The sequence below is a fragment of the Streptomyces sp. NBC_00873 genome (genome assembly GCF_045207415.1).
Lineage (GTDB): Bacteria > Actinomycetota > Actinomycetes > Streptomycetales > Streptomycetaceae > Streptomyces.
This window is the reverse complement of sequence record NZ_CP108803.1, coordinates 7,232,785-7,258,600: the sequence shown is the minus strand read 5'-3', so window position 1 is coordinate 7,258,600 and position 25,816 is coordinate 7,232,785. Positions and strand designations below refer to the sequence as shown.

Annotated in this window: 24 protein-coding genes, 1 tRNA gene and 3 pseudogenes; 16 read left to right on the top strand and 12 right to left on the bottom strand. The window is 70.3% G+C overall.

The features are described from left to right. The first annotated feature begins 57 nt into the window (after positions 1 to 57). The 5 genes and pseudogenes from OH809_RS33500 to OH809_RS33480 form a co-directional block, all read left to right on the top strand. A tRNA-Leu gene (locus OH809_RS33500) sits at positions 58 to 145 on the top strand. Positions 146 to 611: 466 nt separating this feature from the next. Further along, positions 612 to 3,125: a hypothetical protein gene (locus OH809_RS33495; RefSeq protein ID WP_406417916.1), complete on the top strand. Its 2,514-nt coding sequence runs from the start codon at positions 612 to 614 to the stop codon at positions 3,123 to 3,125. After that, complete coding sequence (locus OH809_RS33490; protein WP_406417918.1) at positions 3,122 to 4,129, top strand: phosphotransferase family protein; 1,008 nt, start codon at positions 3,122 to 3,124, stop codon at positions 4,127 to 4,129. The genes OH809_RS33495 and OH809_RS33490 overlap by 4 nt, the downstream gene beginning before the upstream one ends. After that, on the top strand, positions 4,099 to 5,151 hold the full coding sequence (locus OH809_RS33485; protein WP_406417920.1) for a phosphotransferase: 1,053 nt from the start codon (positions 4,099 to 4,101) through the stop codon (positions 5,149 to 5,151). Before OH809_RS33490 ends, OH809_RS33485 begins: the two co-directional genes overlap by 31 nt. A gap of 67 nt (positions 5,152 to 5,218) precedes the next feature. Next, positions 5,219 to 5,343 (top strand): annotated as a pseudogene (locus OH809_RS33480) (GMC oxidoreductase); the annotation flags it as partial. Positions 5,344 to 5,423: 80 nt separating this feature from the next. On the opposite strand, the gene OH809_RS33475 reads toward OH809_RS33480, so the two are convergent. The 3 genes from OH809_RS33475 to OH809_RS33465 form a co-directional block, all read right to left on the bottom strand. Then, positions 5,424 to 6,230: an SDR family oxidoreductase gene (locus tag OH809_RS33475; protein ID WP_406424829.1), complete on the bottom strand. Its 807-nt coding sequence runs from the start codon at positions 6,228 to 6,230 to the stop codon at positions 5,424 to 5,426. A gap of 364 nt (positions 6,231 to 6,594) precedes the next feature. Continuing rightward, complete coding sequence (locus OH809_RS33470) at positions 6,595 to 7,239, bottom strand: GAP family protein (protein ID WP_406417922.1); 645 nt, start codon at positions 7,237 to 7,239, stop codon at positions 6,595 to 6,597. Continuing rightward, positions 7,229 to 7,357: a hypothetical protein gene (locus tag OH809_RS33465; RefSeq protein ID WP_406417924.1), complete on the bottom strand. Its 129-nt coding sequence runs from the start codon at positions 7,355 to 7,357 to the stop codon at positions 7,229 to 7,231. The genes OH809_RS33470 and OH809_RS33465 overlap by 11 nt, the downstream gene beginning before the upstream one ends. 355 nt (positions 7,358 to 7,712) lie before the next feature. Between OH809_RS33465 and OH809_RS33460 the strand changes: the two genes are divergently transcribed. After that, positions 7,713 to 8,648 carry a pseudouridine synthase gene (locus tag OH809_RS33460; RefSeq protein WP_406417926.1) on the top strand — a complete coding sequence of 312 codons (936 nt, stop codon included), beginning with the start codon at positions 7,713 to 7,715 and terminating at the stop codon, positions 8,646 to 8,648. Between the two features lie 10 nt (positions 8,649 to 8,658). On the opposite strand, the gene OH809_RS33455 is transcribed toward OH809_RS33460, so the two are convergent. The 4 genes and pseudogenes from OH809_RS33455 to OH809_RS33440 all read right to left on the bottom strand — a co-directional run bounded on the left by OH809_RS33455 (position 8,659) and on the right by OH809_RS33440 (position 12,945). After that, positions 8,659 to 9,288, bottom strand: coding sequence for an MBL fold metallo-hydrolase (locus OH809_RS33455; protein WP_406515996.1), 630 nt, complete (start codon positions 9,286 to 9,288; stop codon positions 8,659 to 8,661). Beyond that, positions 9,288 to 10,373: an S-(hydroxymethyl)mycothiol dehydrogenase gene (locus OH809_RS33450; RefSeq protein ID WP_406417930.1), complete on the bottom strand. Its 1,086-nt coding sequence runs from the start codon at positions 10,371 to 10,373 to the stop codon at positions 9,288 to 9,290. Before OH809_RS33450 ends, OH809_RS33455 begins: the two co-directional genes overlap by 1 nt. Before the next feature lie 281 nt (positions 10,374 to 10,654). Beyond that, positions 10,655 to 11,365 (bottom strand): annotated as a pseudogene (locus OH809_RS33445) (amidohydrolase); the annotation flags it as partial. Between the two features lie 59 nt (positions 11,366 to 11,424). Further along, positions 11,425 to 12,945, bottom strand: a complete 1,521-nt coding sequence (locus OH809_RS33440; protein WP_406417932.1) for an APC family permease — start codon at positions 12,943 to 12,945, stop codon at positions 11,425 to 11,427. A 99-nt stretch (positions 12,946 to 13,044) separates the two neighbouring features. On the opposite strand from OH809_RS33440, the gene OH809_RS33435 reads away from it, so the two are divergent. After that, complete coding sequence (locus tag OH809_RS33435; protein ID WP_406417934.1) at positions 13,045 to 13,764, top strand: TetR/AcrR family transcriptional regulator; 720 nt, start codon at positions 13,045 to 13,047, stop codon at positions 13,762 to 13,764. An 82-nt stretch (positions 13,765 to 13,846) separates the two neighbouring features. Here the strand turns inward: OH809_RS33435 and OH809_RS33430 are convergent, their stop codons facing one another. Then, positions 13,847 to 14,548 (bottom strand): FadR/GntR family transcriptional regulator, encoded by a 702-nt coding sequence (locus OH809_RS33430; protein WP_406417936.1) that lies wholly within the window; start codon positions 14,546 to 14,548, stop codon positions 13,847 to 13,849. Positions 14,549 to 14,692: 144 nt separating this feature from the next. Here OH809_RS33430 and OH809_RS33425 point away from each other — a divergent pair, with 144 nt between their 5' ends. Both OH809_RS33425 and OH809_RS33420 read left to right on the top strand, forming a co-directional pair. Continuing rightward, positions 14,693 to 15,202, top strand: a complete 510-nt coding sequence (locus OH809_RS33425; protein WP_406417938.1) for a gluconokinase — start codon at positions 14,693 to 14,695, stop codon at positions 15,200 to 15,202. An 11-nt stretch (positions 15,203 to 15,213) separates the two neighbouring features. Further along, a complete protein-coding gene (locus OH809_RS33420) occupies positions 15,214 to 16,611 on the top strand; it encodes a gluconate:H+ symporter (RefSeq protein WP_406417940.1) in 1,398 nt (465 codons plus the stop codon). A 65-nt stretch (positions 16,612 to 16,676) separates the two neighbouring features. Here OH809_RS33420 and OH809_RS33415 read toward each other — a convergent pair. The 3 genes and pseudogenes from OH809_RS33415 to OH809_RS33405 all read right to left on the bottom strand — a co-directional run. Next, positions 16,677 to 16,839: pseudogene (locus OH809_RS33415) on the bottom strand (formate dehydrogenase); the annotation flags it as partial. Between the two features lie 61 nt (positions 16,840 to 16,900). Continuing rightward, positions 16,901 to 18,472 (bottom strand): APC family permease, encoded by a 1,572-nt coding sequence (locus OH809_RS33410; RefSeq protein WP_406417942.1) that lies wholly within the window; start codon positions 18,470 to 18,472, stop codon positions 16,901 to 16,903. 69 nt (positions 18,473 to 18,541) lie between these two features. Next, the gene (locus OH809_RS33405) at positions 18,542 to 19,501 is read right to left on the bottom strand and encodes a hypothetical protein (RefSeq protein WP_406417944.1); all 960 of its coding nucleotides are present in this window, start codon (positions 19,499 to 19,501) and stop codon (positions 18,542 to 18,544) included. A 223-nt stretch (positions 19,502 to 19,724) separates the two neighbouring features. Between OH809_RS33405 and OH809_RS33400 the strand changes: the two genes are divergently transcribed. Further along, positions 19,725 to 20,165 carry an ASCH domain-containing protein gene (locus OH809_RS33400; protein WP_406417946.1) on the top strand — a complete coding sequence of 147 codons (441 nt, stop codon included), beginning with the start codon at positions 19,725 to 19,727 and terminating at the stop codon, positions 20,163 to 20,165. A gap of 11 nt (positions 20,166 to 20,176) precedes the next feature. Here OH809_RS33400 and OH809_RS33395 read toward each other — a convergent pair whose 3' ends face one another. Continuing rightward, positions 20,177 to 21,835: an FAD-binding dehydrogenase gene (locus OH809_RS33395; protein WP_406417948.1), complete on the bottom strand. Its 1,659-nt coding sequence runs from the start codon at positions 21,833 to 21,835 to the stop codon at positions 20,177 to 20,179. 250 nt (positions 21,836 to 22,085) lie between these two features. Here OH809_RS33395 and OH809_RS33390 point away from each other — a divergent pair, with 250 nt between their 5' ends. From OH809_RS33390 to OH809_RS33365, 6 genes are all read left to right on the top strand, one after another. Continuing rightward, on the top strand, positions 22,086 to 22,979 hold the full coding sequence (locus tag OH809_RS33390) for a DMT family transporter (RefSeq protein WP_406417950.1): 894 nt from the start codon (positions 22,086 to 22,088) through the stop codon (positions 22,977 to 22,979). A 93-nt stretch (positions 22,980 to 23,072) separates the two neighbouring features. Beyond that, positions 23,073 to 23,723, top strand: coding sequence for a TetR/AcrR family transcriptional regulator (locus OH809_RS33385; RefSeq protein WP_406417952.1), 651 nt, complete (start codon positions 23,073 to 23,075; stop codon positions 23,721 to 23,723). An 11-nt stretch (positions 23,724 to 23,734) separates the two neighbouring features. Next, positions 23,735 to 24,508 (top strand): glucose 1-dehydrogenase, encoded by a 774-nt coding sequence (locus OH809_RS33380; RefSeq protein WP_406417954.1) that lies wholly within the window; start codon positions 23,735 to 23,737, stop codon positions 24,506 to 24,508. Positions 24,509 to 24,553: 45 nt separating this feature from the next. Then, positions 24,554 to 25,099, top strand: a complete 546-nt coding sequence (locus tag OH809_RS33375; RefSeq protein WP_406417956.1) for an NUDIX domain-containing protein — start codon at positions 24,554 to 24,556, stop codon at positions 25,097 to 25,099. 9 nt (positions 25,100 to 25,108) lie between these two features. Then, positions 25,109 to 25,504: a YidH family protein gene (locus tag OH809_RS33370; protein WP_406417958.1), complete on the top strand. Its 396-nt coding sequence runs from the start codon at positions 25,109 to 25,111 to the stop codon at positions 25,502 to 25,504. Next, a complete protein-coding gene (locus OH809_RS33365; RefSeq protein WP_406417960.1) occupies positions 25,501 to 25,812 on the top strand; it encodes a DUF202 domain-containing protein in 312 nt (103 codons plus the stop codon). Before OH809_RS33370 ends, OH809_RS33365 begins: the two co-directional genes overlap by 4 nt. Positions 25,813 to 25,816: the final 4 nt, after the last annotated feature.

Here is a 25,816-nt window from a genome sequence, read left to right as displayed (position 1 = left end):
ATTGTTTGCTATTGTTTTCCACGTCGGAGCGGGCACGGCCCGCCTGACAGACACCTTGTCCGGGTGGCGGAATGGCAGACGCGCTAGCTTGAGGTGCTAGTGCCCTTTATCGGGCGTGGGGGTTCAAGTCCCCCCTCGGACACCAGCAGAGACCCCAGTTGATCTGGGGTTTTTCTGTATCTCGGGCTATGGCATGGCCAACCGCGTGCCCAACAGCCGAGCGAATCCGCTGGTCGGACCAGGGACAGGCGGAGTCGGCCCGGCCTGGAGGCAGCCGGCCGGCGCGCTCCGTTCTGTCGTCGCCGTCCTTGGTCAGCTTCCGGGGCCGGTAGGTGTTGTCCTCTTCGACCACGACCCAGCCCAGTTCGGTGGTCCCTCATCCCAGGGAATGAGGGACCACCTCATCCCAGAGCCTCACTGCGCCGGATGCCGGTAGCGGCGTGGACCGTACACAGCGTCGTCCAGGGTCGGGTACTTCTGTTCCTGTGCACGGAGCACAGCCCTTCGGCAGGGCCGGACAGTGAGGCAGGCGCGGGGTGGGATCCTTTCAGTACTCCGCGGATCCGGCTAACCTGCCCCTCGCATGTGCTCTACGTGGGGGGAGGGTCACCATGCCCATCAGACCGCAGTACCGGCGGGTATCCGCCCTGCAGCGGCAGTTCTTCAACCGAGAGGGCCTGCTTTCAGCCTATGACGAGGAACTGAGAGCCGTGGGCGAGGGCCCTCGGATCCTGAACGTGGTCGGCGTCGGCGGTATCGGCAAGTCGCGGCTGCTCCAGGAGTTACGCAACCGCACCCCGGACAGCTGCCGCACCGCCCGGCTCGATCTGCAGCTGCCGACCATGCGGCAACAAGAGGACGCGCTCGCTGTGTTGCGCATGGAGTTCGGCGCGCAAGGTGTGCAGTTCGACCGGTTCGACATCGCCTACGCGGTGCTGTGGCAGCGGGTACATCCGCAGCTGCAGCTGAATCCGAAGAACACCCCCTTCGCCGAGGAGAGCGACATCCTCTCCAAGATCCTCGACGATGCGATGGGCCTGCCAGTCTTCGGCACGGCGGCCGGGCTGGTGCGGCTGACCGGACGCGCGATCAAGAACCGGCAGCGTCGCCAGCGGATTGAGGCCGATCCCACGCTGCATGAGCTCGACAGCCTGAGCAACGCCGAGCTGGGGCACGCGGTCTCGTACCTCTTCGCGGAAGAACTGCGGGCCTCGGCGGCGGCCCGGCCGTACGTCGTGTACGTGGACGCCTACGAGGCGCTCGTGCCCACCCCCCTGCCAGGTGGCCGCAGCTACGGATCCGACGCCTGGCTGCGCGACCTGCTGGGCCAGCTCCAGGGTGGCCTCACCGTTCTCGCCAGCCGCGAAGCGCTGCGGTGGGCGGCGTACGACCCCGAATGGGAGTCGGCGATCCGTCGGGCGGATGTCGACGGGCTGCCCATGTCGGCCAGGCTGGACCTGCTGGCTCAGGCCGGGATCACGGAGATTCCACGGCAGCGCTCGATTGCCGAGGCCAGCGAGGGCGTTCCCTTCTACCTGCACCTCGCGGTCGACACCCATCTACAGAACCCGGCCCGTCCGGAGCACGCGGGCACCTCTGAGGAGATCGTCCAGCGTTTCCTCCAGCACGTCGCCCCGGACGAGGTGCGGATCCTCGAGCTACTCAGTGTGGCCCGGACCTTCGACTTCGGTGTGTTCCAGGCCATCGGACGAGACTTCGACGTACCCGCCAACCTGTTGATCTGGGAGTCGCTCACCGCCTACTCGTTCGCCTATCCGCTGCCCGAGGGCTGGTACCGGCTGCACCAGCTCATGATCAGGGCGCTGCAGCGCCACCTCTCGCCCGCGGTCCAGAAGCATGTCCACAGCACGCTGCGGGCCCACTGGGAGACCTTGGCGGACCGGATCGAGCACGGGACGCGGCGCACTTCCGGCATGGCCCGTCTTTCACCGCTGCGCGAGGCGGTCTACCACGGACTGCACGCCGCGGACATCACTCCGGAGCAGATCCAGAGACACGCCGACCGCGCCGTCGGCCTGAGTGGCAGACAAGCCGTCGACGGTATGGTGAAGGACCTGCGTGATCATCTCGTGGCGCTGGGCGGAAGCCCGGCCGGCGGTGTGCACGACGAGACGGTCTCCGGCCTGCGCGACGCGGCGGACTGCCTCGACGCTGAGTCGAAACTGGAGCTCGGCGACACGGCCGGCGCGATCGACCTCACCCCGCGCCTGGATCTCCCCGTGCGTTCCCTCGTCTCCGCGCGGCTCGCCCTGGCCGGTGCCAACGCTCGGCGCATCGCCGGGGAGAGCGGCCTGGCTGCCTCGATCTTCGAACGCGTCTGGGGGGAACACGAGGGCGAGGCACGGTCGGCGGCCGGGTACTGCGTCGCCGACATCCGCATGTGGCAGGGCGATTTCAGCGGCGCGTTCGCGCTGGCCGAGGAGGTGCACGGGATCTGTTCGCCGCAGGGCAGGGTGATCCACGGCGATCTCAAGCGGCTGATGCACCTCGGTCACCGCTTTCTGATGGACTTCGACAACTCGGCGCGCCTCCTGATCGAGGCGGAGGCCGAGTACCGGGCGGCGAACGCGATCGTCGGCCTGGCCAACATCCGAACGAACTGGGCCGAGCTGTACGCCTTCACCGACCCGGCGGCGGCCGTCGACGCGGCCACCGCCGCCCTGGAGGTCCAACGCGACCTGGGCGCCCAGCACGAGATCGGCAAGGCCTACACGGCCATGGCCATGGCCCAGACCCGGCTGGGTCAGTACGACAGGGCCGCGTCCTCCTTCCTCAACGCCAACGCCGCCCTCGACCGGGCGGGCTACCGCTCGGGGCGGGCCCGGGCGGACATGTTCCGGGCGTTCCTGATGCTGCGGCAGGGAGACCAGCGGGCGGCAGGAGAGCTGCTCCTGCACGCCGCGAGGGAGTTCGAGGCGTGCCAGGTCTATCCTTCGCTGATCCTGGCGATTCATCGCGCCGCCGAGCGGATGGAACTGAGCCAACCTGAGCTGGTGGCCGCGGCGGACCGGGCGCGCCCCGCCCTACGGCCGCTCGGCTCACTGGACGACCTGCAGCGCCGCACGGACTCCGTCCTTTCGGTGTTTCTCGAGGAGACCGCGTGAACTGGTTGGAGCTCTACGAGCAGGCGCTGGAGTCGGGCGAGGCCGCGGCCGGCTACTACAACCGCAACGTGGGGGTGCGGACCTCCGAGGGGAAGGTCAACGTCCGCATTCCTCTCGCGGCCGCGGACACCATGGACGTACGGGTGTGGCACGAGGAGGACGTGCTGGCCTGTATCCGGCCGTACGTCAGCCAGGCGCCGGAACTGCGCCACGTCTCGCTGGATCCCCGCTTCCAGGTCCACCACTTCATCGAGGGGCGTGTACTCGACAGTTTTTCGCCCCGGGGCAGCGCCGTTCCCGCGCACGTGATCGGCGATGTTGTGGGCGTGATGGACCAACTGGCCCGCATTCCCCGCGAGAAGGCTCCGGCGCTGCCTGCCGACTGGCCGGACTCCGGCGACAGCGGCGGTTTCGGCCGGCGGCTCGCGGCGTTGACGCAGCAGGTCTACGACACCCACCAGGAGGAGTACGCCGCTGTCTTCGAGGATTTCGGCATCCCGGCCGAGCCGCTCGCGGTCCTGGAGCCGCTGTGGGACGGGCTGGCCCAACGGCCCTTCGCGGTCCTGCACTCCGATCTCCACCGCAAGAACATGATCGTCTCCGGCGGGCTGACCTGGTTCCTGGACTGGGAGCTGGCGCTGTGGGGCGATTCCCTGTACGAGATCGGCATCCATTTCCACAAGATGGACTACCCCGCGGAGCAGCGGGCCGAGGTCTTCCAACAATGGCGGGCCCGCCTTCCCGCGTCCTCCACGGTGGGGCCGGTGGCGGACCTCGACCTTTACCTGGCCCATGAGCGCATCAAGTCGGCGATCGTCGACACCGTCCGCTATTCGAAGCAGCTCGTCGGCGCCGACCGGTCCACGCGTGAGTTCCTCACAGGCCGTCTCGCGCGCAAACTCAACGTCGCCCGTGTTGTGTGGGGCTCAGCCCCGGACATGACCCGGGTGCGGGTTGCTCAAACCCTGGCGCCGTGGGTAGAGAGACAGCCATGGACGCCCTAGCTCTGTACGAAGAGGCTTGCGCGCACGAGAGCGCGCTGACCGGGTTCTACAACCGCAATGTCCGGGTGGAAGCGGACTCGGGGCCCGTACTGGTGCGGACCCCCGAGCCTGTTTCCGAGCCCATGGATCTCACGCTCTGGCCGGAGCCCGCCGTGCTCGAAGCGATCCGCCCGTACATCTCCCAGGCGCCGCGGCTGGTTCACGCCAGCGCGGACCCCGGATTCCAGATCCACGAGTTCATCGAGGGCCGCCGGGTCGACGAACTCGCGCCGGACGGCAAACCGCTGCCGGACGTGGTCTTCGACGGCGTCGAGCGATTCTTCGGCGAGATGCTGCGCGTTCCGTTCTCCGCACTCCCCGCGGTGCCTGACGACTGGCCCGGTGACGGTGACACGAAGGCGTTCGCACTGCGCCTGCTGGCCTTCGTCCGGGGGGTGCGCGCCCGCGCGGACGCGGCTCTGGACTCCTTGTACGAGGTGCTGGGCGTCCCGGCGGACCCCTGCGGCCCCCTGCTGGAGCGGGCGGTGCGAGAACTCACCGATCGACCCTTTCGGCTGCTGCACGCGGACATCCACCGCAAGAACATGATCCTCACCGACCGGGACGGGGTCGCCTTCCTCGACTGGGAGCTCGCCCTGTGGGGCGATCCGGTGTACGAACTGGCCGATCATCTGCACAAGACGTCGTACACGGCGGTGGACCGGCATAGACTCCTGGCGTGCTGGGAGCGGGCGGCTCCCGCCCAGTGCCGCACGGCCTGGCGGCCGGACCTCGAGTTCTATCTCGCCTACGAGGCGATGAAGTCCGCGGTGGCGGACACGGTCCGCTGGGGGCGTCGGATCGCTCAGGCGCCCGGGGCGCGTGAGCGCCGGGCTCTGGCGGAGGAGCTCCGGGCTAAGCTCGTCGCGGCAAGCCCGCACTGGGACGGTGGCCGGCCGCCCGCCGCACCGGAGATCGAGAGCGCCGCGGCATACTGGCTCGACTCGACGCGGGCCGCGGGTCCGGTGGTCGGGCGAGGGTGACCTGGCCGGGTGCGAGCGCACATTGGACCAGCCGAGAAGTACCAAGTTCTACGGCGCGGCGCTGTTCCTGGACAACCTGTACGTTGTCGACACCCCAGCTTCTTCCCGAGCATCGGCGCGGTGAATCCGTCCTTGACCGCCATCGCCAACGCCCTGCGGGTCGGCGACCATATCGTCGAACGGCTCCGTTGACGTGCGGCGGCGGACCTACAGGGTGTCGCCGGGTGCCCGGCCGGCCTGCGCACCGGGGGCCGCGGAGGGCACGGGCGCCGTCAGCCCCCGGTAGCGAAGCCGGGGAAGAGCGTCATCCCCCCGTCGACGTAGAGCGTGGTGCCCACGACGTAGTCGAGAAGGTCGGACGCCACCGCGACGACGGCGTTGGCGATGTCGTCCGGATCTCCGACCCGCCGGTACGGGATCAGCCGCAGGAGGTCGGCCTCCGCCTCGGGGGTGTTCCAGGCGTCCTTGTTGATGGGGGTGCGGATGGCGCCGGGTGCGATGGCGTTCACCCGGATCCGCTGCGGCGCCAGCTCCTGGGCGAGGGTCTGCATCAGCATGCCCACGCCGCCCTTGGAGGAGGCGTAGTTGACATGGCCCGCCCAGGGGATGATCTGGTGGACCGAGCTCATGCAAATGATCTTCCCGGCCGCCCGGGAGATCTCCGGGACGACACCGCGCCGCACGAACTCCTTGGTGGCCTCACGCGCGCAGAGGAACTGGCCGGTGAGGTTGACGTCGATGACCTTCTGCCACTGGGCGAGCGTCATGTCCACCGTCGGCGCATCCCGTTGGAGGCCTGCGTTGGCCACCATGATGTCGATGGTGCCGAGCTCCTCGACCATGCGGGCGACCATGTCGACGACCTGGTCCTCCTGCGACACGTCGGCCTCGTGGGCGTAGGCGCGGACCCCGAAGCCCTTGATCTCGTCCACGACCTTCTCGGCCTCGTCCGCGCCGGCCACGTAGTTGACGACGACATCCGCGCCGGCCCGTCCGAGCGCGATCGCGGTCGCCTTGCCGATGCCCGAATTCGCCCCGGTCACCAGCGCTTTCTGCCCCGCCACGAGTCGCGCGGACATGGCGCCCCGCGCCTCACCGGTACTTCCAGCCACCACGACTTCTCCTTCGGCACTCCGTGCGGCCCGTCGGTCGGCAGACAACGCCGCCGGGCGGGCCGTCGGGGGCCCGGCAGTCGCTTGGAGGAAGGGCGACGCAGTGCCACTGCGCCGGCCTCTCGGGAGCCGAAGGGCCGGAATCGGAAAGTGAGCCGCTTCGCGCCACACCTCCAAAGGAGGGGATCACCGAACCCGGCGGGCGGGCCGGACCGGCGCGCGGAACGGTCGCGGCCGGAAGGGAATCTCACGCGGCCGGGCCAGTGACGCCGCGACCGGCCCCGGCGCTCCGGCCGCATCGGTGGCGGCGGTCGGTCCGGGCCCGCCGCCCTCACTTGACGAGCTGGTAGATGCTGTTGGCGACCAGCCACAGCCCCAGCAGAAGTGACAGCGACACGATCGCCTGGTCCTGATGGCTGTCGAGCCAGCTGAGCAACCCTCGTAGCTTTACCTCTGCCGAAACGGGCGAAAAGGTGGTGTACAGCTCCATCGCCAGCAGGCTGGACGTGGCCAGCACACAGAACCCCGTGAGGGCCAGCGTGGACGCCACCGAGGAGAGATCCGCTCTCACTGCCGTGGCGGCTCCGGCACCGACCATGGCCCAGGGCTGCAGCAGGACCGCCAGTCCGGCCGCCGTCCATCCGGACGCGCGGTCCAGTCCCGCCATCCACTTGGGTGAGCGACGGGGGCGAGGCGGACTTCGCCGCTTGTGTTCGCCGTACGCGACGAGCCCCACGCCCAGGGCCAGCTTGGCCGCGAGCGCCGCCGTCGACGGAACACTCTGGCGCGCCGGGGGCGTGCCGCCGGTCAGAAGGATCACGGCAGAGATCACCAGCACGAGGCTGCCGAGCCACGACAGGATGAACGCCAGCCCCTTGCGTACACCTCTGTCGGCGGAGAGCAGCAGGATGAAGGCGCTGTTGTGAATGGGCCCGAGCGTGATGGCCGTGCCGATGAGGACGAGGTCAACGACCATCGCTGCCGGCCGCGTAGCCGGTCCCGTCCTGGGGCCCCTGGCCGCGCGGCTTTCCGAGGCCGTGGGTCTCGGGCCCGCCGGACAGCAGAGACCGCGTCTCGCCCCGGTTCTCGGACATCGCTGCCCTCCGTAGTGTCTGCCCACGGCCGGAGATCGGACCGCGCGGGCGCGGGCGCGGGTCGTGGTGGGGACGTCGATCGCACCGCATCTCGACTGTGTTGGCCGGACATCACCGCGTCAAGCCGGCCACGGCGCCGATGGGCCGAATGTGTTTCGGTGGGTTCCGCACGGCTGCCGACGCAGGTCCACCGGGACCGCGGGTCGTCGCCCGCTCGTTCCCGGTCCGGTGGCCGCCGGTCCGACACCGCCGGTGAGCTGCGCCGACGCTGTGACAGGATGACCGCCACCATGACCACCAGCACCGTCAGCAGCTGCCGCGCCCAGGGCGCCGACGCACCGGCCGGGACCTCGCGATGAGGGGCCGGGCGAAGCCTCCGTCGGCGCCCCTGCCGCAGCAGGACGGGATCGACCCGGTGCGGGTACGGCTCCCCGAGGATCCGGGCGGGGAGTGGGCGACGGTCCGTGACCATCTGCTGGCGCGGTTCGGCGGTGCGATCGGGGCGGACCGGGTGGACGCCATGCTCGCCGAGGGCAGGTTCGTCTCGGTGCAGGGGCCCGTGGCGTCCGACGAGCTGTACACGGCGGGCCGGTATCTCTGGTTCCACCGGGACTTCGCGCCGGAGGAGCCGGTGCCGTTCCCCGTCGGTGTCGTGTACCGAGACGCGCATCTCGTCGTCGCCGACAAGCCGCACTTCCTCGCCACGACACCGCGCGGCCGGCACATCACCGAGACAGCGGTGGCCCGGCTCCGCCGCGAGCTGGCTCTGCCGTCGTTGCAGCCCGCGCACCGGCTGGACCGGCTTACGGCGGGCCTGGTGCTCTTCGTCGTACGGCCCGAGGAGCGGGGCGCGTACCAGACGCTGTTCCGCGACAAGCGGGTGCGCAAGGAGTACGAGGCGGTGGCACCGTACGACCCGGCGCAGGCCTTCCCGCGCACCGTTCGCAGCCGGATCGTCAAGGAGCGCGGGGTGATCGCGGCCCGGGAGGAGCCGGGCGAGGCGAACAGCGAGAGCCGGATCGAGCTGCTGGAGCACCGGGCGGGGCTGGGCCGCTACCGGTTGCTGCCCGCCACCGGGCGCACCCACCAGCTGCGGGTCCATATGAACAGTCTCGGGCTGCCGCTCGTCCATGATCCGGTCTATCCGGTGGTCGAACCGGAGGGGGCGGCGGACGACTGGACGCGTCCGCTGCAACTCCTTGCCCGGGTACTTGAGTTCACCGATCCGGTCACGGGCCGGCCGCGCCGCTTCGAGAGCGGGCTGCGGCTCTCCGCGTGGCCGGACCGGTGATCCCCTGACGTCAGTGCCCGCGGGCGATCCACTCGTCGAGGTGCGGCGCCTCGGCGCCGATCGTGGTGGAGTCGCCGTGTCCGGTACGGACGGTGGTGTCCGCCGGCAGTGCGAGCAGCCGGTCCCTGATCGACGCGACGATCGTCGGGAAGTGGGAGAACGACCGCCCGGTGGCGCCGGGCCCGCCCTGGAAGAGCGTGTCCCCCGTGAAGACGGTGGACAGCTCGGGGGCGTACAGGCAGACCGCTCCCGGGGCATGACCGGGCGTGTGGAGGACCTGGAGCATGGTCCCGGCGATCTGCAGTTCCTGGCCCTCCGCCAGTTCGGCGTCGGGCGTGCGGTCCGGGTGGGTCTGCTTCCACAGCGGCAGGTCGTCGGGGTGCAGCAGGATCGGCGCACCCGTGGCGTCGGCGAGGGCCGGGGCCGCGTCGATGTGGTCGTTGTGGGCGTGCGTGCAGACGATGGCACGCAACGTGCGGCCGCCGAGCGCGTCCTCGATGGCGACCGGATCATGGGCGGCGTCGATGACGATCGCCTCGGTGTCGTCGCCGATGATCCAGACGTTGTTGTCGACGTCCCACTCGCCGCCGTCGAGGGCGAAGGTGCCGGAGGTGACGAGGTGGTCGATGTGGGCCGTCATCAGAACACCACCACCGAGCGCAGCACGTCGCCGTCGTGCATCCGGGTGAATGCCTGTTCGACGTCGCCGAGCCCGATGGTCTCCGTGACGAACGCACCGAGGTCGATCCGGCCCTGCTGGTGCAGGTCGATGAGCATCGGGAAGTCGCGCGAGGGGAGGCAGTCGCCGTACCAGGACGACTTGAGCGAGCCGCCGCGGCCGAACACGTCGATCAGCGGCAGTTCGAGCTGCATCTCCGGGGTGGGGACGCCGACCAGGACGACCGTGCCGGCAAGGTCGCGGGCGTAGAACGCCTGCTTGTACGTCTCCGGGCGGCCGACCGCCTCGATGACGACATCGGCGCCGTTGCCGCCGGTCAGGGCGCGGATCGCCTCGACCGGGTCGGCGGTGCGGGAGTTGACGGTGTGCGTGGCACCCATCTTCTTCGCCGTCTCCAGCTTGCGGTCGTCGATGTCCACCGCGATGATCCTCGCGGCGCCGGCCAGCCGGGCGCCCATGACGGCCGCGTCGCCGACACCGCCGCAGCCGATGACGGCGACCGAGTCGCCACGGCCGACCTCGCCGGTGTTGATCGCGGCCCCGATGCCCGCCATGACGCCGCAGCCGAGCAGCCCGGCGGCGGCCGGGGAGACCTCGGGGTCGACCTTGGTGCACTGGCCCGCGGCGACCAGGGTCTTCTCCGCGAACGCTCCGATACCGAGCGCGGGTGACAACTCGGTGCCGTCCAGCAGCGTCATCTTCTGCTTGGCGTTGTGGGTGTTGAAGCAGTACCAGGGGCGGCCGCGCCGACACGCCCGGCACTGCCCGCAGACCGCACGCCAGTTGAGGATGACGAAGTCGCCGGGCTCGACGTCCGTAACCCCCTCGCCGACGGACTCCACGATGCCCGCGGCCTCGTGGCCGAGGAGGAACGGGAAGTCGTCGTTGATGCCACCCTGCTTGTAGTGCAGGTCGGTGTGACAGACGCCGCACGTCTGGATCTTCACCACGGCCTCACCGGGACCGGGGTCCGGGATCACGATCGTCTCGACCCGTACCGGCTCGTTCTTTCCCGGTGCGATGACCCCTTGCACCTGCTGCGCCATACCGTGGTCTCCCTTGTCGTGACGGTCCCGGCTTCTCTGATGTTCGACCGACATCCGAAGATCGAACACGAACAACCGTACGCGGTCGTGGGTGTCCCGGCAGCGGCGGCACGGTGGCGCGCGGGAGGCGGCCCCCACCGGAGGCTCCGCGGGGGCCGCCTGCCGGCGGGTCAGGCCTCCAGGTCGTGGACCCGGCGCCCGCCGACGTACGTCTGGAGGACGCGGGTGGCGCCGATCTCCTCGGGCGGGCCCGCGTACGGGTCGCGGTCCAGGACCGCCAGGTCGGCGAGGGCCCCAGCGCAACCGACGATGGCGTCCTGCCACGCGGTGATCCCGTACGAGTGGAGCAGGCGCTGGGCACGGAGCAGGGCGGCGAGCCGGTCGGCGGGGGTGGAGCGCGGGGTGTGGCGGGCGACCAGGTCCATGGCGCCCTCCTGGAGGAGTCCGGTGGGCTCGCCCCGGTCGTCGCGCTCGATGCGGCCGTCGGCGGGGTCCGGGGTGTCCCGGGTGATGCCGGCGAGCGTCAGGGCGCAGGTGTTGACCCAGGCGCCGTGGTGGTCGCAGTTGACCAGGAAGACGGGCCGGTCGGGTACGACGGTGTCGAGCAGGTCCCTGGTCGGGCTGCCGCCGTCGAAGGCATCCATGGACCAGCCGCCGCCGGTGATCCACTCCTGGTCGGGGTGGCTGTCGGCGTACGCCCGCACGGCGGCGAGCGTGTCCGTCGCCGTACGGGCGTCCGTGAGGTTGCACTGGGCGAGTTCGAGACCGGCTGCGACGGGGTGGACGTGCGCGTCCTGGAAGCCGGGGACGAGCAGCCGGCCGGCGAGGTCGACGACTTCGGTTCCGGGGCCGATCAGTTCGCGCACCTCGTCGTGGCCGACGGCGGTGATGCGGTCGCCGGTGACGGCGACGGTGGTGGCGCGGCTGCGTGCGGCGTCCATGGTGAGGACCGGGCCGCCGGTGAGGACGAGATCGGCGGGGGCATGGTGCATGGGTTGTTCCGTTTCGGCAAGGGCCGCGCGGGGCGCGAGGGTGTCAGGAGTACGGGGGGTCAGACCGCTTCGGCGACTGCCGGTTCGGCGACTGCCGGTTCGAAGGCGGCGAGGGAGCGGCCGGTGGTGAAGTACGGGGACTTCCTTACCCACTTGGCCCAGGCCGCCGCACCCACACCGGTCAGCAGCATGACCGCCGGGCAGAACAGCATGAACCAGCCGTTGTCCGGGCTGATCTCGAAGTGGTCGGCGGAGGTGTAGAAGGACCAGCAGAGGTAGCCGCCGAGGCCGAGCAGCGCGGCGGCACTGAGCACCGGGATCACCACGGCCCGCAGGGCCTCGGACCGGCTCTCGCGCAGCGCCCCGCGGAAGCGGGCGGCGGCGGCCAGCGCGGTGAGCGCGTAGTAGAGCGAGACGACGACGCCGATCGCGTTGACGGAGGCCATGATGAGGTCGCCGACCTTCGGAATGACCAGGGACAGGACGGCGATGGCGGCGGCGACACAGCCGATCACGACCGTTCCGGCTGCCGGTGTGCCGTACCGCGGGCTGACCTTGGTCCAGAGCGGGCCGAGCGTACGGTCCCGGCTCATCGCGAACATGCCGCGCACGGTCGGGATCACACCGGACTGGAGGGAGGCCACGGCGGAGAAGGTGAGAGCGATCAGCGGGAGCGCGGCGAGGGGCTGGTGGGCAAGCCGGTCGCCGAAGTACGTGAGCCCCTGGGCACCGTGACCGGTCAACTCGTCCAGCGAGAGGACACGCTGGAAGGCGAAGGAGCCCAGGAGGAAGAGGCCGAGCATGGTGACCAGAGTGATGAGTCCGGCCCTGGAGGCGTCCTGCGGGTCGCGGACCTCCTCGTTGACGCTGAACGACGACTCGAACCCCCAGTAGCAGAAGACCGAGAGGAGAAGCCCCTGGACGAGCTGCTGTCCGGAGGGGATGGTGAACGGGTTGATCCAGTCCAGGCTGAACGGGTGCGGGCCGACGGCCAGTCCGTATCCGCAGAACCCGAGCAGCACGGCGTACTCGAAGACGAGGAGGTACTTCTGCAGGTTGGCGGCGGACCGGGTGCCGATGATCGCGGTGACGGTGACGACGACGAGGACGACGATGCCGAGGACGGTCGACTGGGCGGTGGAGTCCGGGTCGAGGCGGAGCCCGGCGAGGCGGTGCAGCCCGCCCTCGCCCGCGAGTTGGAGCAGTGCGGAGCCGGTGACGGTCGTGGTGTACGAGAGGAAGACGACCGTGGAGACGATGCCGATCCAGCCGACGAGGAAGCCGAGCCAGGGGCTCAGGGAGCGGCCGACCCAGACATAGCCGCTGCCCATGTTGGGCTCGACCCGGTTGAGCCGGGAGTAGGCGCTCGCGATACCGAGGACGGGCAGGAAGCCCAGCAGCATGATGATCGGCAGGTGCAGGCCGACGGCGCCCGCGGTGACGCCCAGGCCGATGCCGATGCTGGTGGTCGCGGCGGTGGAGGAGGCGGCGATGGCGAATCCGTCGACGACGCCGAGGCTCTTCTTGAGGGTCGTGGCCGCTGGTGGGTCGCTGCCGTAGGGGGTGGGTGAGGCCGTCACGGTGACTCCTTCGCCGAGGGGCGCTTTTCGGCCCCGATGGCGGCACATCGAACTCCTCGGGGGTTCCGCGCGTCAACGCCGTTGTCATAAGGTGCCCGCATGAGCGCGAGCGAGCGGGTGGTGCCGGAGAGTGCGCGGCGCCGCAGGCGCCCCACCAAACAGGGCACGGTGCTGTCGGAGCAGCTGATCATCAAGACGGTGCTGCGGCTGATCGGCGAGCACGGGGCGGCGGCGCTCACCGTGCGCCGGCTGGGCGCGGCGCTGGGCTGCGACCCGAGCGCGGTCTACCGGTACTTCCGGGACACGGACGAGCTGCTGCTGGCGGTGGCCGACGAACTGATCGGCCGTACCCTGCGCGACTGGCGGGCCACCGGGGACTGGCGGGCCGACCTGCGTGACCTGGGGCTTCGCATGCACGCCAACTATCTGGCGCATCCGCAGGCGGCGATGCTGACGTGTGCGCGGGTCACCGGTCGTACGCACGAGATCCAGGCCGTGGAGACCATCCTCGGGATTCTGCGCGGGGCGGGATTCCCGGACGGGGAGGCGGCGCGGATCTACCACGTGTTCGTGGACCAGACGCTGTCGTTCGCCGCGCTGGACGCGTCGACGCTGGTGCTGTCGGAGCGGGCCCGCGCGCTGGAGGTCCAGGCGTGGCAGGAGACGTACGCACGACTGCCGGCCGCCGAGCATCCGAACATCGCGGCGATCGCGCCTGTCCTGGTGGCGGAGATGGACCGGAGCGGGTATGCGGCGGCACTGGAGATGGTGCTCGCTGCAGCCGCCGGCCGGCTGCAGCATGTGAAGTCCGGGCACTGACCGACGCGTCCGGGCCCTGCCCTCCGAATCCGGGCCCCGACCCGCGGTTCCGGGGTGGGTTCCCGCAAGGCGCGGCAGCCTCTCAGGGGGCGAGCACGTCCAGTTCGTGCAGGGCGCCCACCGCGATCTCCTTCGTCAGCCGCTCCGCCTCCGCCACGTGGCCCTCCCGCACCGCTTCCGCGAGCCGTACGTGGAGCGTGACCGCCGCCGGGTCCGGGTCCTCGAACATCACCTGGTGATGGGTGCGTCCCGCCAGCACCTCTGCGACGACGTCCCCGAGCCGCGCGAACATCTCGTTGCCGGATGCGTTGAGCACGATCCGGTGGAACGCGATGTCGTGCTCCAGGTATCCCTCCAGCTGCTGGCCGCGTGAGGTCGCGACCATGCCGAGGGCGCATTCGGTGAGGGCGGCGCACTGTTCCGGCGTCGCGTGCCGGGCGGCGAGTCCGGCCGCGACCGGTTCGATCGCCGAGCGCAGGACGGTCAGGGAGCGCAGCTGGCGCGGCCGGTCGGTGCCGGCCAGTCGCCACCGGATGACCTGCGGATCGTAGACGTTCCACGCCTCGGTCGGCTGTACGGTCACGCCGACCCGGCGCCGGGACTCGACCAGGTGCATGGATTCGAGGACGCGGACCACTTCGCGTACGACCGTGCGCGAGACGTCGAAGCGCTGGGCCAGCTCGTCGGTGCGCAGCACCCGGCCCGGCGGGCAGTCCCCCGCGGCGATCTCCAGACCCAGGGTGTCCAGCACGTGTGTATGCAGCCCAGGGCCCTGTGTGGTCATGGGCAAAGCCTACGGGGCGCGTACGGCGAACAAAAAGTATGACTTTTAAATCACAACGTCTTGAATAAGTCCTACGTATGGGTTTCAGTAGCGCGACGGACCGGTGTCGAGGACGACATCGACGGAGACAGCGAGGCACCACCAATGAGCACCACCCATGTAGTCGTGGTGATGGGCGTAGCAGGGACCGGCAAGACCACGATCGGTCCCCTGCTCGCGGCCGAACTCGGCGTTCCGTACGCCGAGGGCGACGACTTCCATCCCGCGGCGAACATCGCCAAGATGTCGGCCGGCATCCCACTGGACGACTCCGACCGGTGGCCCTGGCTCGATGCGATCGGGCAGTGGGCGCACAACCGGGCCGGACTCGGCGGCGTCGTCAGCAGCTCGGCGCTCAAGCGGTCCTACCGCGACCGGCTGCGCGCCAAGGCCCCCGGAGCCGTCTTCCTCCACCTGACCGGCGACCGGGCCCTCATCGAGGAGCGCATGGCGGACCGTAAGGGCCACTTCATGCCGACCGCGCTGCTCGACTCGCAGTTCGCCACCCTGCAGCCGCTGCAGGAGGACGAGGCCGGCGTCTCCGTCGATGTGTCCGGCACCCCCGAAGAAATCACCCAGCGAGCCGTCGCCGCGCTGCGCCGGCTCGAAGACTAAGGATCCCCACCGTGACCAGTCTCAGCGTCGAGATGTTGGCAGCGGACGCCGTCGAACCGATCACTTCGGCAGGCAACGCGCAGTTGGGCATTGCCGTCCTGGCCGGCATCGCCGTCATCGTTCTGCTGATCACCAAGTTCAAGTTGCACGCGTTCCTCGCGCTGACCATCGGCTCGCTGGCCCTCGGCTCCTTCGCCGGTGCCGCGCCTGCCAAGACGATCGCCAGCTTCACCGCCGGTCTCGGCTCGACCGTCGCGGGCGTCGGTGTCCTGATCGCGCTCGGCGCCATCCTGGGCAAGCTGCTCGCCGACTCCGGCGGCGCGGACCAGATCGTCGACACGATTCTCGCGAAGGCGAGCGGGCGCGCCATGCCGTGGGCGATGGTCCTCATCGCCTCGATCATCGGTCTGCCGCTCTTCTTCGAGGTCGGCATCGTGCTGCTGATCCCGGTCGTGCTGCTCGTCGCCAAGCGCGGCAACTACTCCCTGATGCGGATCGGTATCCCGGCGCTGGCCGGTCTCTCCGTGATGCACGGGCTGATCCCCCCGCACCCCGGCCCGCTGGTGGCGATCGACGCCCTCGGCGCCAACCTCGGTGTCACGCTGGCGCTCGGTGTCCTGGTCGCCATCCCGACCGTGATCATCGCGGGCCCCGTCTTCTCCCGTTACGCCGCCCGCTGGGTGGACATCGAGGCGCCCGAGAAGATGATCCCGCAGCGTCCGTCGGAGGACCTGGAGCGTCGCCCCAGCTTCGGCGCCACGCTGGCGACCATCCTGCTGCCCGTCGTGCTGATGCTGGCCAAGGCCCTCGTCGACATCGTCGTGGACAACCCGGAGAACCACGTCCAGCGGGTCACCGATGTGATCGGCTCGCCGCTGATCGCGCTCCTCGCGGCCGTCATAGTCGGGATGTTCACGCTGGGCCGGGCGGCCGGTTTCAGCAAGGGCCGGCTCTCCGTCACCGTCGAGAAGTCCCTCGCCCCGATCGCGGGCGTGCTGCTGATCGTCGGTGCGGGCGGTGGCTTCAAGCAGACCCTCATCGATGCCGGTGTGGGCCAGATGATCCTTGACTTCTCCAAGGACTGGTCGATCCCGGCGCTGCTGCTGGGCTGGCTGATCGCCGTCGCGATCCGGCTCGCGACCGGCTCGGCGACCGTGGCCACGATCTCGGCGGCCGGTCTGGTCGCCCCGCTCGCCGCCGACATGTCGACGTCGCACGCGGCGCTGCTGGTCCTCGCCGTCGGTGCGGGCTCGCTCTTCTTCAGCCACGTCAACGACGCCGGTTTCTGGCTGGTGAAGGAGTACTTCGGGATGAGCGTCGGCCAGACGGTGAAGACCTGGTCGGTGATGGAGACCATCATCTCCGTGGTCTCGCTCGGCTTCATCCTGCTGCTGTCGCTGGTCCTCTGACGCAGGTCCGGCGCGCCGTCCCGCGGCTCGACGGACCGTCCTTCCGGCCCCTCGGGGGATTCCCCCCACAGCGGGTGTTCGGCCCGCGCCCCATGGCGCTCGACCGACCCGGTGCGCATGCCACGGCGTGCCTCCGGGGCGGTCGAGCGCCATTGCCATGTGCCCGGCCGGCACGATCCCCATGGCCAGCGCGAGCCAGTCGTGGACGAACGTGGCGCCGGTGCGCCACCGCGGCCGCGTGTCACCAGGGGCCGCGGGTGTCCGTCACACTTCGGTGAGGCGACGGGCCTCAGTGGTGGGCCGCACCGCTCTCCGCCGCCTTCTCCAACTGGAACGCCTCGTTGCCCAGGCCGATCCTGGCGTGCACCGCCGGCTTCGTCGAGCGCAGCACCGCCCCGTACACCAGGCCGATGACGAGCGAGGCGACGACGACTCCGGGCAGCAGCCAGTTGAGCACCGAGCCGGGACCGGATCCGACGAGTACGTCGAAGTCCCGGACCGTGAAGACGGCGATGGCCACCAGCGCCGCACCGGCCAGACCGGAGGCGACCAGCCGCCACAGCTGCGCCCGGCCGGCGCCGCGCTTGACGAAGAAGGCGATCACGGCGAAGGAGGCGGCGGCCATCAGCACGATGACGCCGAGCGCGCCGACGTTGCCCATCCAGGTGAACAGGTGCAGCACCGGGGCGGTCGGGTCGCCGACCGGCTTGTCGTCCGTGAACGCGAAGGCCAGCACGATGACCAGGGAGACGACGGACTGGAGCAGCGAGCCGGTGGCCGGGGCACCGCTGGACTTGTTGGTCCGGCCGAACGCGGCGGGCAGCAGGTTCTCACGGCCCATCGCGAACGCGTACCGGGCGACGACGTTGTGGAAGCTGAGCAGCGCCGCGAACATGCCGGTGACGAAGAGGACGTGCAGCACGTCGGTGAAGGTGGTGCCGAGCCGGTCCTCGGTGAGACCGAACAGCATCCCGGGGCCCTCCTTCACCGAGGTGTCGGCGATGAAGCCGGGGCCCGCGGCGACGGTCAGCGCCCAGGAGCTGATCGCGAGGAACAGGGCGGCGTAGCCAACGGCGAGGAACATCACCCGCGAGACAACGATCTGCGGGCGGCTGGTCTCCTCGGCGTACACCGGCGCCTGCTCGAACCCGACGAACGCGGCGATGCAGAAGCAGAGCGCGGTGCCGAGTCCTGCGCCGGTGAGGGTGTCGGGGTTGAAGGCGTGCAGCGACAGGCCCTCCGGTCCCGGCTTGGAAACGGCGGCGATGTCGAAGATCACGACGAGGGCGCACTCGACGACCAGCAGCACGCCGAGGACCTTGGCGTTGAGGTCGATCTTCAGCCAGCCGAGCACACCGACGATCACGACGGCGACAACTGCCGGAATCCACCAGGCGAGTTCGATCTCCAGATAGGTGGCGAACAGGCCGGAGACCTCGAAGCCGAGGATGCCGTAGACGCCGACCTGCATGGCGCTGTACGCGACCAGCGCGACGAGTGACGCACCGGCGCCCGCGGTCGGGCCGAGTCCCCGGGCGATGTACGCGTAGAAGGCACCGGCGTTGTGGACGTGCCGGCTCATCTCCGCGTAACCGACGCTGAACAGCATCAGGACGATGCCGAGGATGACGTACAGCAGCGGCTGGCCGACGATGCCCATCACGCCGAAGACGGTGGGCATCACCCCGGCGACGACCATCAGAGGGGCGCTGGCGGCGAGGACCGAGAGAAGCAGTCCCGGGGTGCCGAGCCGGTCCGCACGCAGGGCCCGCTCCTCACCCTTGTAGGTGCTGATGCCGCCCGTATCGCTCGTCACACCGGTGGTTCCGGTCTCGCTCGTTCTTGAACTGCCCGTCGACATGGCGGGGGTGGTCCCTTCGTTGAGAAGAAATGCGGGGAGGTGCACAACGGGGGTGGTGGCGGCGGGCGGTCAAGGAGTTCCGAGTGCGGCGCCGCGTGCCGTGAGGAAGGTCCGGTACGGGTCCCGGCCGGAGTACGACCAGGGCGCGGGCGTGGCATGGGGGCCGATGCGCTGGAAGAGGGCGGCGGCCTCCGCGGACCGGCCCTCGCACACCTTCGCGTGGGCCAGGAAGTTGAGGTCGGCACGGTTGCGCGGATGGTCCTCGCGCTCCCACTCCAGCCACCAGTCGAAGGCGGCCTTCATCACCTGCCGGGCCCGCCGCCCCGACCAGTGCCCGGAGCCCACCGGGTCGTCGGACTCGCCGCCGGCGGTGACCAGGACGCGGTAACGCTCGGCGTGGGCGACGACCGGGAGGACGGCGAGCGGCGAGTCGGCGGGGGCCTGTTCGGCGGCCCAGGCGGCGAAGTCGTAGACCTCGTGCAGCGGGTCCCGGCCACTGTCGGGATGGTTCTCGGCGAGCAGGGCCGTCATCAGATGGTGCGCGTGGTGGTGGTCGGGGTGGCGGAGGCGCACTTCGTCGAAGTACTTCCCCGCCTCCTTCTGGGGGCCGTGGCCACGGGCCAGCATCAGCTGCCCCAGCCAGGGCGTGGGATCGTCGGGGGCCAGCCCGGCGGCGCGCAGACAGGCGTCGCGGGCCGCTTCGGGGGTGTCCTTGCCGTGCAGGGCGCGGACCACGGTGGCGCAGGCCAGCAGGGTCGCGGCATCGGCGCTCTCGGGTTCGGCAAGCAGCCAGTCCTGGGCCCATCCGGCGGCGGACGGGGTCTCGGCGAGAGAGACGACGCGGTGGCCGCGGCGGTCCCAGTCATGGCCGGTGGCGACCAGCAGGGAGCGGGCCCTGGTCCACCGCCCCTGGGTGAACTGTCCTCGTACGTCGATGAGTTCGGTGTCGTCGAGTGCCGTGTCGAAGGGGTGGCCGGAGCGCCCGCCCCATCTTCGGGAGCGGCCCAGGGGAGGCGGGGGCGGCGACACCGCTGGCTTCCTTTACGACACGGGTACAAGCACAGTACGGGCCTGGCGCAAACACGTACGAGGCAGGTACAGACATTTCGAACGTGCCACAGCAAAGCGGCAGGCGGGGCTCCACGTCAAGAGCTGAATCGATCAACTGCGCTTATTTTCAGCTGGGTTGGCTGGAACTCAGACCTTCATCTCCTCTCCCGCGGGAGGTGCCGGGACATGTGAGACTTGCGCCATGTCGAACCGTGAAGCTCTCAAACCGTTCCTTCTCGCCTTCCCCGGGCCGCTGCGCGATCAGCTGGTGGGGGCGGTACTCGCCGGCGTGAAGGTGTCGACGACGGGACTGCTCGCGGAGTACGCGGCGGAGCAGGAGGAGCTGCCCGCGGTGGGCGAACGGTCGGCGCTGATCGATTCGGACGGCCGGGAGATCGCGGTCGTCGAGGTGACGGAGGTACGGGTCCTGCGGCTCGGCGACGTCGGCCTCCAGCATGTGCTCGACGAGGGCGAGGGCGACACGTCGGTGGCGCAGTGGCGCGCGGGCCACGAGCGGTTCTGGCACGGGGAGGAGATGCGGGAGGCGCTCGGCGACCCGGAGTTCACGGTCGACGACGACACGCTGATCGTCGCCGAACGGTTCCGGGTCGCCGAGTTGCTCGACCCCGTCGTCGGGGGGTGACGCGTCTGCGGCTACGCGCCGACCGCCGCCGCCGCGGCGCGGCCCGCCACCCGCCCGGAGAAGATGCAGCCGCCGAGGAACGTCCCTTCGAGCGAGCGGTAGCCGTGCATCCCTCCGCCGCCGAATCCGGCCGCCTCCCCCGCCGCGTACACACCGGCGAGCGGCGTGCCGTCCTCGGTCAGCACCCGCGACGAGAGGTCCGTCTCCAGTCCGCCGAGCGACTTACGGGTGAGGATGTTCAGCCGCACGGCGACCAGCGGGCCGGCCTTCGGGTCGAGGATGCGGTGCGGCGCCGCCGTACGGATCAGCCGGTCGCCCAGATAGGCGCGCGCCCCGCGGACCGCCGTGATCTGGAGATCCTTGGTGAACGGGTTGGCGATCTCGCGGTCCCGGGCGGTGATCTCGCGGCGCAGCGCGTCCGCGTCGATCAGCTGCTCGCCGGTGAGCGCGTTCATGCCGCGGACCAGCGCGTCGAGGTCCTTCTCGACGACGAAGTCCACGCCGTTGTCCATGAACGCCTTGACCGGGCCCGGCACGTCGGCGCGCGCCCGGCCGATCACGTCACGGACCGACTTCCCGGTCAGGTCGGGGTTCTGCTCGGAGCCGGAGAGCGCGAACTCCTTCCCGATGATCTTCTGGTCGAGAACGAACCAGGTGTAGTCGTGGCCGGACTTCATGATGTGTTCGAGGGTGCCGAGCGTGTCGAAGCCCGGGAAGAGCGGGACCGGCAGCCGCTTGCCGCGGGCGTCCAGCCAGAGCGAGGAGGGGCCCGGCAGGATCCGGATGCCGTGCTCGGCCCAGATCGGGTTCCAGTTCTCGATGCCCTCGGTGTAATGCCACATCCGGTCACGGTTGATGTGGTGGGCACCCGCCTCCTCGGTGATCCCGAGCATCAGCCCGTCGACATGGGCGGGCACCCCGGAGAGCATCTTCGCGGGCGGGGTGCCGAGCCGCTCGGGCCACTGGGCGCGGACGAGGTCATGGTTGCCGCCGATGCCGCCGGAGGTGACGATCACCGCCTGCGCCTTCAGCTCGAAGGTACCGGTCGTCTCGCGGCTGCTCGCGGTGCCGCGTTCGGCGCCGCTCGGTTCGAGGACTTCGCCGGTCACGGTGTCGACAGCGCCCGCGGTGCGGCCGAGACCGGTGACCCGGTGGCGGAACCTCGGCCGGACGAGCCCCTTGGCGACGCCCTCGCGGACCCGGCGTTCGAACGGAGCGACGACGCCGGGGCCAGTGCCCCAGGTGATGTGGAAACGGGGTACGGAGTTGCCGTGGCCGGTCGCGTCGTAACCGCCACGTTCGGCCCAGCCGACGACGGGGAAGATCCGCAGCCCCTGGGCGTGCAGCCAGGACCGCTTCTCCCCTGCCGCGAAATCGACGTACGCCTCGGCCCACTTCCGTGGCCAGTGGTCCTCCTTGCGGTCGAACCCCGCCGTACCGAGCCAGTCCTGAAGGGCCAGCTCCTGGCTGTCCTTGATCCGCATGCGGCGCTGCTCGGGCGAGTCGACGAGGAAGAGACCGCCGAAGGACCAGTGCGCCTGACCGCCGATCGACTGCTCGGGCTCCTGGTCGAGCAGGATCACCGTGCGGCCCGCGTCGACGAGCTCGGCAGTGGCCACGAGACCCGCGAGTCCTGACCCGATCACGATCACATCAGCGTCGTACGCCATGGGTTCCATCCTTGTCGGGGCGGGCCGGAGCGAGCCGGAAGTGAGACCGGCCGGCAATTGGGGGCGGCGTCACGGGGCTGGGGCACGCACCCCCCAATTGCCGGTCGGTCTCACTCGTGCGTCAGATCTTGGGCACCGGCTGGTGCGGCGTCAACCGCCCGGTCGGCGGCGCTCCGGCCGCACCCCAGCCACCGAGGCGCTATCGTCGAAACAAATCACCCTTCCCTGGCCGGACTTGAGGAAGAGAAGCGTGTCGGTGCTGGTCCTCGTACTCGCCGTGAGCGCCGCCTGCTGTCTGGGATTCGGCTTTGTCCTGCAGCAGGCGGCTGCCGAGCACGCCCCGAGGAGCGACTTCCTCTCCCCCCGGCTGCTGCTCGACCTGATGCGGGTGCCGAGCTGGCTGGCCGGGATCGGACTGATGGTCTGCGGCATGGCGCTGGGGGCGCTGGCCCTGGGCAAGGGCGAGGTGTCCGTCGTCGAGCCGCTGCTGGCGACCAATCTGCTCTTCGCGATGGCTCTGTCGCGCCATCGCACCGGGCAGCGGCTGGGGCGGCAGGGCTGGGCGGGGCTCTGGCTGCTGGCCGGCGGAGTCACCGCTTTCCTGCTGGGAGGCCGGCCGCAGGGTGGCGAGGTGGTCACGAACGAGCTGCGGCACTGGCTGGTGATCGGCGTGGTCGTGGGCATCGCCATGGTGCTGACCACGTTCGCGAAGCGCTCGCGGCACGGAGCGGCCCCCGCTCTGCTCGCGGTGGCGGCCGGGCTGCTGTACGGCCTCCAGGACGCGCTGACTCGGGTGAGCGGACAGCGGCTGTCGGACGGGGGGTGGACGGCACTGATAACGGGCTGGCAGCCGTACGCGGTGGTGGTATTGGGCGTGACGGGTCTGGTCCTGGTGCAGAGCGCCTTCGAGACAGGGCCGCTACGCACGTCGCTGCCCGCGCTGACCGCCGCCCAGCCGCTGGCCGGGATCGCCTGCGGGGTCGGGTTCCTCGGCGACCAGCTGCGCACCGACGCAGCCGCACTGGCCTGGCAGGCGACGGGTCTGACGGCGATCGTCGTCGGGATCATGCTGCTGGGGCTGCATCCGGCGATGCCGGAGGGGCGCGGCCACCATCACCGCAGGCGCAGCCTCCAGCCGTACTGACGGGCAGCTGGGCGGCCGACTCCGCGTGTGTTCCCTCACAGTCGGGGCGGTGCACCTGGTTTATTAATAATGGCCAGCATTACAGTGTTGGGCATGGCGAGAACATCAGGGCCCGAGACCCGGGACCGACTGATTCGCGCGGCCGAGGAGATCTTCGCCGCCCAGGGCACCGACGGCGCCCAGCTGCGGGACATCGTCCGGCTGGCCGGGCAGAGCAACCCCTCCGCGGTGCAGTACCACTTCGGCTCCCGGGCGGGGCTGCTCGACGCCGTGATGGCCGGACGACAGGCCCGTACCGAACGGGTGATCGCACCGCTCCTCGACGCGCTCGACACCACGGACGGAACGGGCGAGGAAGGACCAGGCGTACGGGAGCTGCTCGCTGCTCTCGTGACAGCCGAGTCGAGCCTGCTGGCCGACGACCGCGGCCGTCGCTGCCTGCGCATCTCGGCCCAGCTCAGTCGTGAGACCGGGCTGCGCACCGGCACCCTGCACCCCGCGCTGGACGGCACCGCCTACGGGTGGGCCATCGGCCGCATGGCGGACTGCCTGACCGGGCTGCCCGGTCCCCTGCGGCTGGAGCGGCTCGATCTGGCGCTCACCCTGATCGGTGCGGCGTTCGCCGACCGCGCCCGCCAGTACCTCGACGGCGTCGAACCCCTGACCGGCGAGGAGCTCTTCCGCGCCGATCTTGTCGCGACGACGACCGCTTTTCTGCACGCACCCGTGCCCCGTACCGCATGAAGGACATCATCATGACCGACCTCCACCGGCTCAGCGACAAGACCGTCGTCATCACCGGCGGCGCCCGCGGTCTCGGCGCCGAGACCGCCCGGCGGGCCATCGTCGGCGGCGCCCGCGTCGTGATCACCGACGTACTCGACGAAGAGGGCACGGCGACCGCCGCCGAGCTGGGCGCGAACGCCCGCTTCCTGCACCACGACGTGACGTCCGAGAAGGACTGGCAGCGGGTCGCCGAGTTCGCCCTCGCCGAGTTCGGCCGGATCGACGGGCTGGTCAACAACGCCGGTGTGTCGACCGGTCAGCCGCTGGAGACCGAGACGGTCGAGCACTTCCGCAAGGTCATCGACATCAACCTGACCGCCGTCTTCATCGGCATGAAGACCGTCATCCCGGTGATGAAGGAAAACGGTGGCGGCTCGATCGTCAACATATCCTCGGCCGCCGGACTGATGGGCCTCGCACTGACCTCCAGTTACGGCGCGTCCAAGTGGGGCGTCCGCGGGCTCACGAAGGTCGGGGCGGTGGAGCTGGGCACGGCGAAGGTGCGGGTGAACTCCGTCCACCCGGGCATGGTCCACACGCCGATGACCGCGTCGGTCGGCATCCAGCAGGGCGAGGGCAACTACCCGAACACCCCGATGGGCCGGGTCGGTGAGCCGTCCGAGATCGCCCAGGCCGTGACCTTCCTGCTCTCGGACGCCGCCTCCTACATCACCGGCGCCGAGCTCGCGGTGGACGGTGGCTGGACCACCGGTCCGACCGTGAAGTACGTCATGGGTCAGTGATCCCCGGCCGGGTTCCGGACTCCGACCTGAGGTTGGATGGGCGGCATGACTGCTGCTGACGAGATCCTGGACATCGTCGACGAGAACGACGAGGTCGTGGGGCAGGCCCCGCGCGGTGAGGCGACCGCGCGGGGCCTGCGCCATCGCTGCGTCTTCATCGAGGCCCGGGACACCGAGGGCCGTCTCTTCGTGCACCGCAGGACCGCGACCAAGCTGGTCTTTCCCTCGCACTACGACATGTTCGTCGGCGGGGTGGTCGGCGCGGGCGAGTCGTACGACGAGGCGGCGCTGCGGGAGGCCGAGGAGGAGCTCGGGGTCTCCGGACTCCCCCGCCCCGAACCGCTCTTCAAGTTCCTCTACACGGGCGGAAAGCACACCTGGTGGTCGTACGTCTACCAGGTGCGGTGCGAGCTTCCGGTGAACCCGCAGGTGGAGGAGGTCGCCTGGCACACCTTCCTCACCGATGGCGAACTGGCGGAGCGGCTCGGCGACTGGGAGTGGGTGCCGGACGGTCTGGAGACGTACCACCGGTTGCGGGAGTACCGGGCAGGCCACGCCCCGACGGGCAGCCGGCGACAAAGCGATCGATAAGGTTCGGGCGTGAACGAATTCGTACAAGGTGTGAAGCTGTGGTTTGCGCCGCAGCGGATCCGTGAAGAGGGCGACACCCCCGACTACCGCTTCTCGCTCGCCAACGAGCGCACCTTCCTCGCCTGGATCCGGACGGCTCTTGCGCTCATCGGCGGCGGTTTCGCCGTCGACCAGTTCCTGCCGGAACTGGCCTGGGGGGTCAGGGCGGGGCTGGCGCTCGCGCTCCTCGCCGCCGGTGTGCTCTGTTCCCTGCGGGCGGTCAACCACTGGGTGCGGTGCGAGCAGGCGATGCGGCGCGGCGAGGACCTGCCGGTCTCCCGGTTCCCGACGCTGCTCGGTGTCGCTGTCGCCGTCGTCGCCGTCGTGATGGTGGTGGTGGTCCTCTTCGGCTGGGAGGGCAGGTGACCGCCGGGGAGCGGGACCCCGGACTCCAGCCCGAGCGGACCCGGCTGGCGTGGCGGCGCACCACCCTGTCCTGCACGGTGGTGGCACTGCTGGCGGGCAAGGCGGCGCTGCACGGCGGTGCCACCCCGGCCGGGATCGTCGCCGTGTCGCTGAGCATGCTGGCCTGGCTTGCGTTTCTGCAGGTGGCGCACCGGCGGGTGCTCGGGATGGGAACCGCGCGACCTCAGCCACTGGCACCGCGCGGCGCCCTGACGGCGGCGGCGTGCACGATCGCGCTCGCGGTGTTCGCCGCGGCGGTGATCTTCTGAGGGG

What these genes read in the sequence shown, in the direction of transcription:
- OH809_RS33495 (WP_406417916.1), top strand. Translation starts at nt 612, where the DNA reads ATGCCCATCAGACCGCAGTACCGGCGGGTATCCGCCCTGCAGCGGCAG.
- OH809_RS33475 (WP_406424829.1), bottom strand. Translation starts at nt 6,230, where the DNA reads ATGTCCGCGCGACTCGTGGCGGGGCAGAAAGCGCTGGTGACCGGGGCG.
- OH809_RS33470 (WP_406417922.1), bottom strand. Translation starts at nt 7,239, where the DNA reads ATGGTCGTTGACCTCGTCCTCATCGGCACGGCCATCACGCTCGGGCCC.
- OH809_RS33465 (WP_406417924.1), bottom strand. Translation starts at nt 7,357, where the DNA reads ATGTCCGAGAACCGGGGCGAGACGCGGTCTCTGCTGTCCGGCGGGCCC.
- OH809_RS33460 (WP_406417926.1), top strand. Translation starts at nt 7,713, where the DNA reads ATGAGGGGCCGGGCGAAGCCTCCGTCGGCGCCCCTGCCGCAGCAGGAC.
- OH809_RS33455 (WP_406515996.1), bottom strand. Translation starts at nt 9,288, where the DNA reads ATGACGGCCCACATCGACCACCTCGTCACCTCCGGCACCTTCGCCCTC.
- OH809_RS33450 (WP_406417930.1), bottom strand. Translation starts at nt 10,373, where the DNA reads ATGGCGCAGCAGGTGCAAGGGGTCATCGCACCGGGAAAGAACGAGCCG.
- OH809_RS33435 (WP_406417934.1), top strand. Translation starts at nt 13,045, where the DNA reads ATGAGCGCGAGCGAGCGGGTGGTGCCGGAGAGTGCGCGGCGCCGCAGG.
- OH809_RS33430 (WP_406417936.1), bottom strand. Translation starts at nt 14,548, where the DNA reads ATGACCACACAGGGCCCTGGGCTGCATACACACGTGCTGGACACCCTG.
- OH809_RS33425 (WP_406417938.1), top strand. Translation starts at nt 14,693, where the DNA reads ATGAGCACCACCCATGTAGTCGTGGTGATGGGCGTAGCAGGGACCGGC.
- OH809_RS33410 (WP_406417942.1), bottom strand. Translation starts at nt 18,472, where the DNA reads ATGTCGACGGGCAGTTCAAGAACGAGCGAGACCGGAACCACCGGTGTG.
- OH809_RS33400 (WP_406417946.1), top strand. Translation starts at nt 19,725, where the DNA reads ATGTCGAACCGTGAAGCTCTCAAACCGTTCCTTCTCGCCTTCCCCGGG.
- OH809_RS33395 (WP_406417948.1), bottom strand. Translation starts at nt 21,835, where the DNA reads ATGGCGTACGACGCTGATGTGATCGTGATCGGGTCAGGACTCGCGGGT.
- OH809_RS33385 (WP_406417952.1), top strand. Translation starts at nt 23,073, where the DNA reads ATGGCGAGAACATCAGGGCCCGAGACCCGGGACCGACTGATTCGCGCG.
- OH809_RS33380 (WP_406417954.1), top strand. Translation starts at nt 23,735, where the DNA reads ATGACCGACCTCCACCGGCTCAGCGACAAGACCGTCGTCATCACCGGC.
- OH809_RS33375 (WP_406417956.1), top strand. Translation starts at nt 24,554, where the DNA reads ATGACTGCTGCTGACGAGATCCTGGACATCGTCGACGAGAACGACGAG.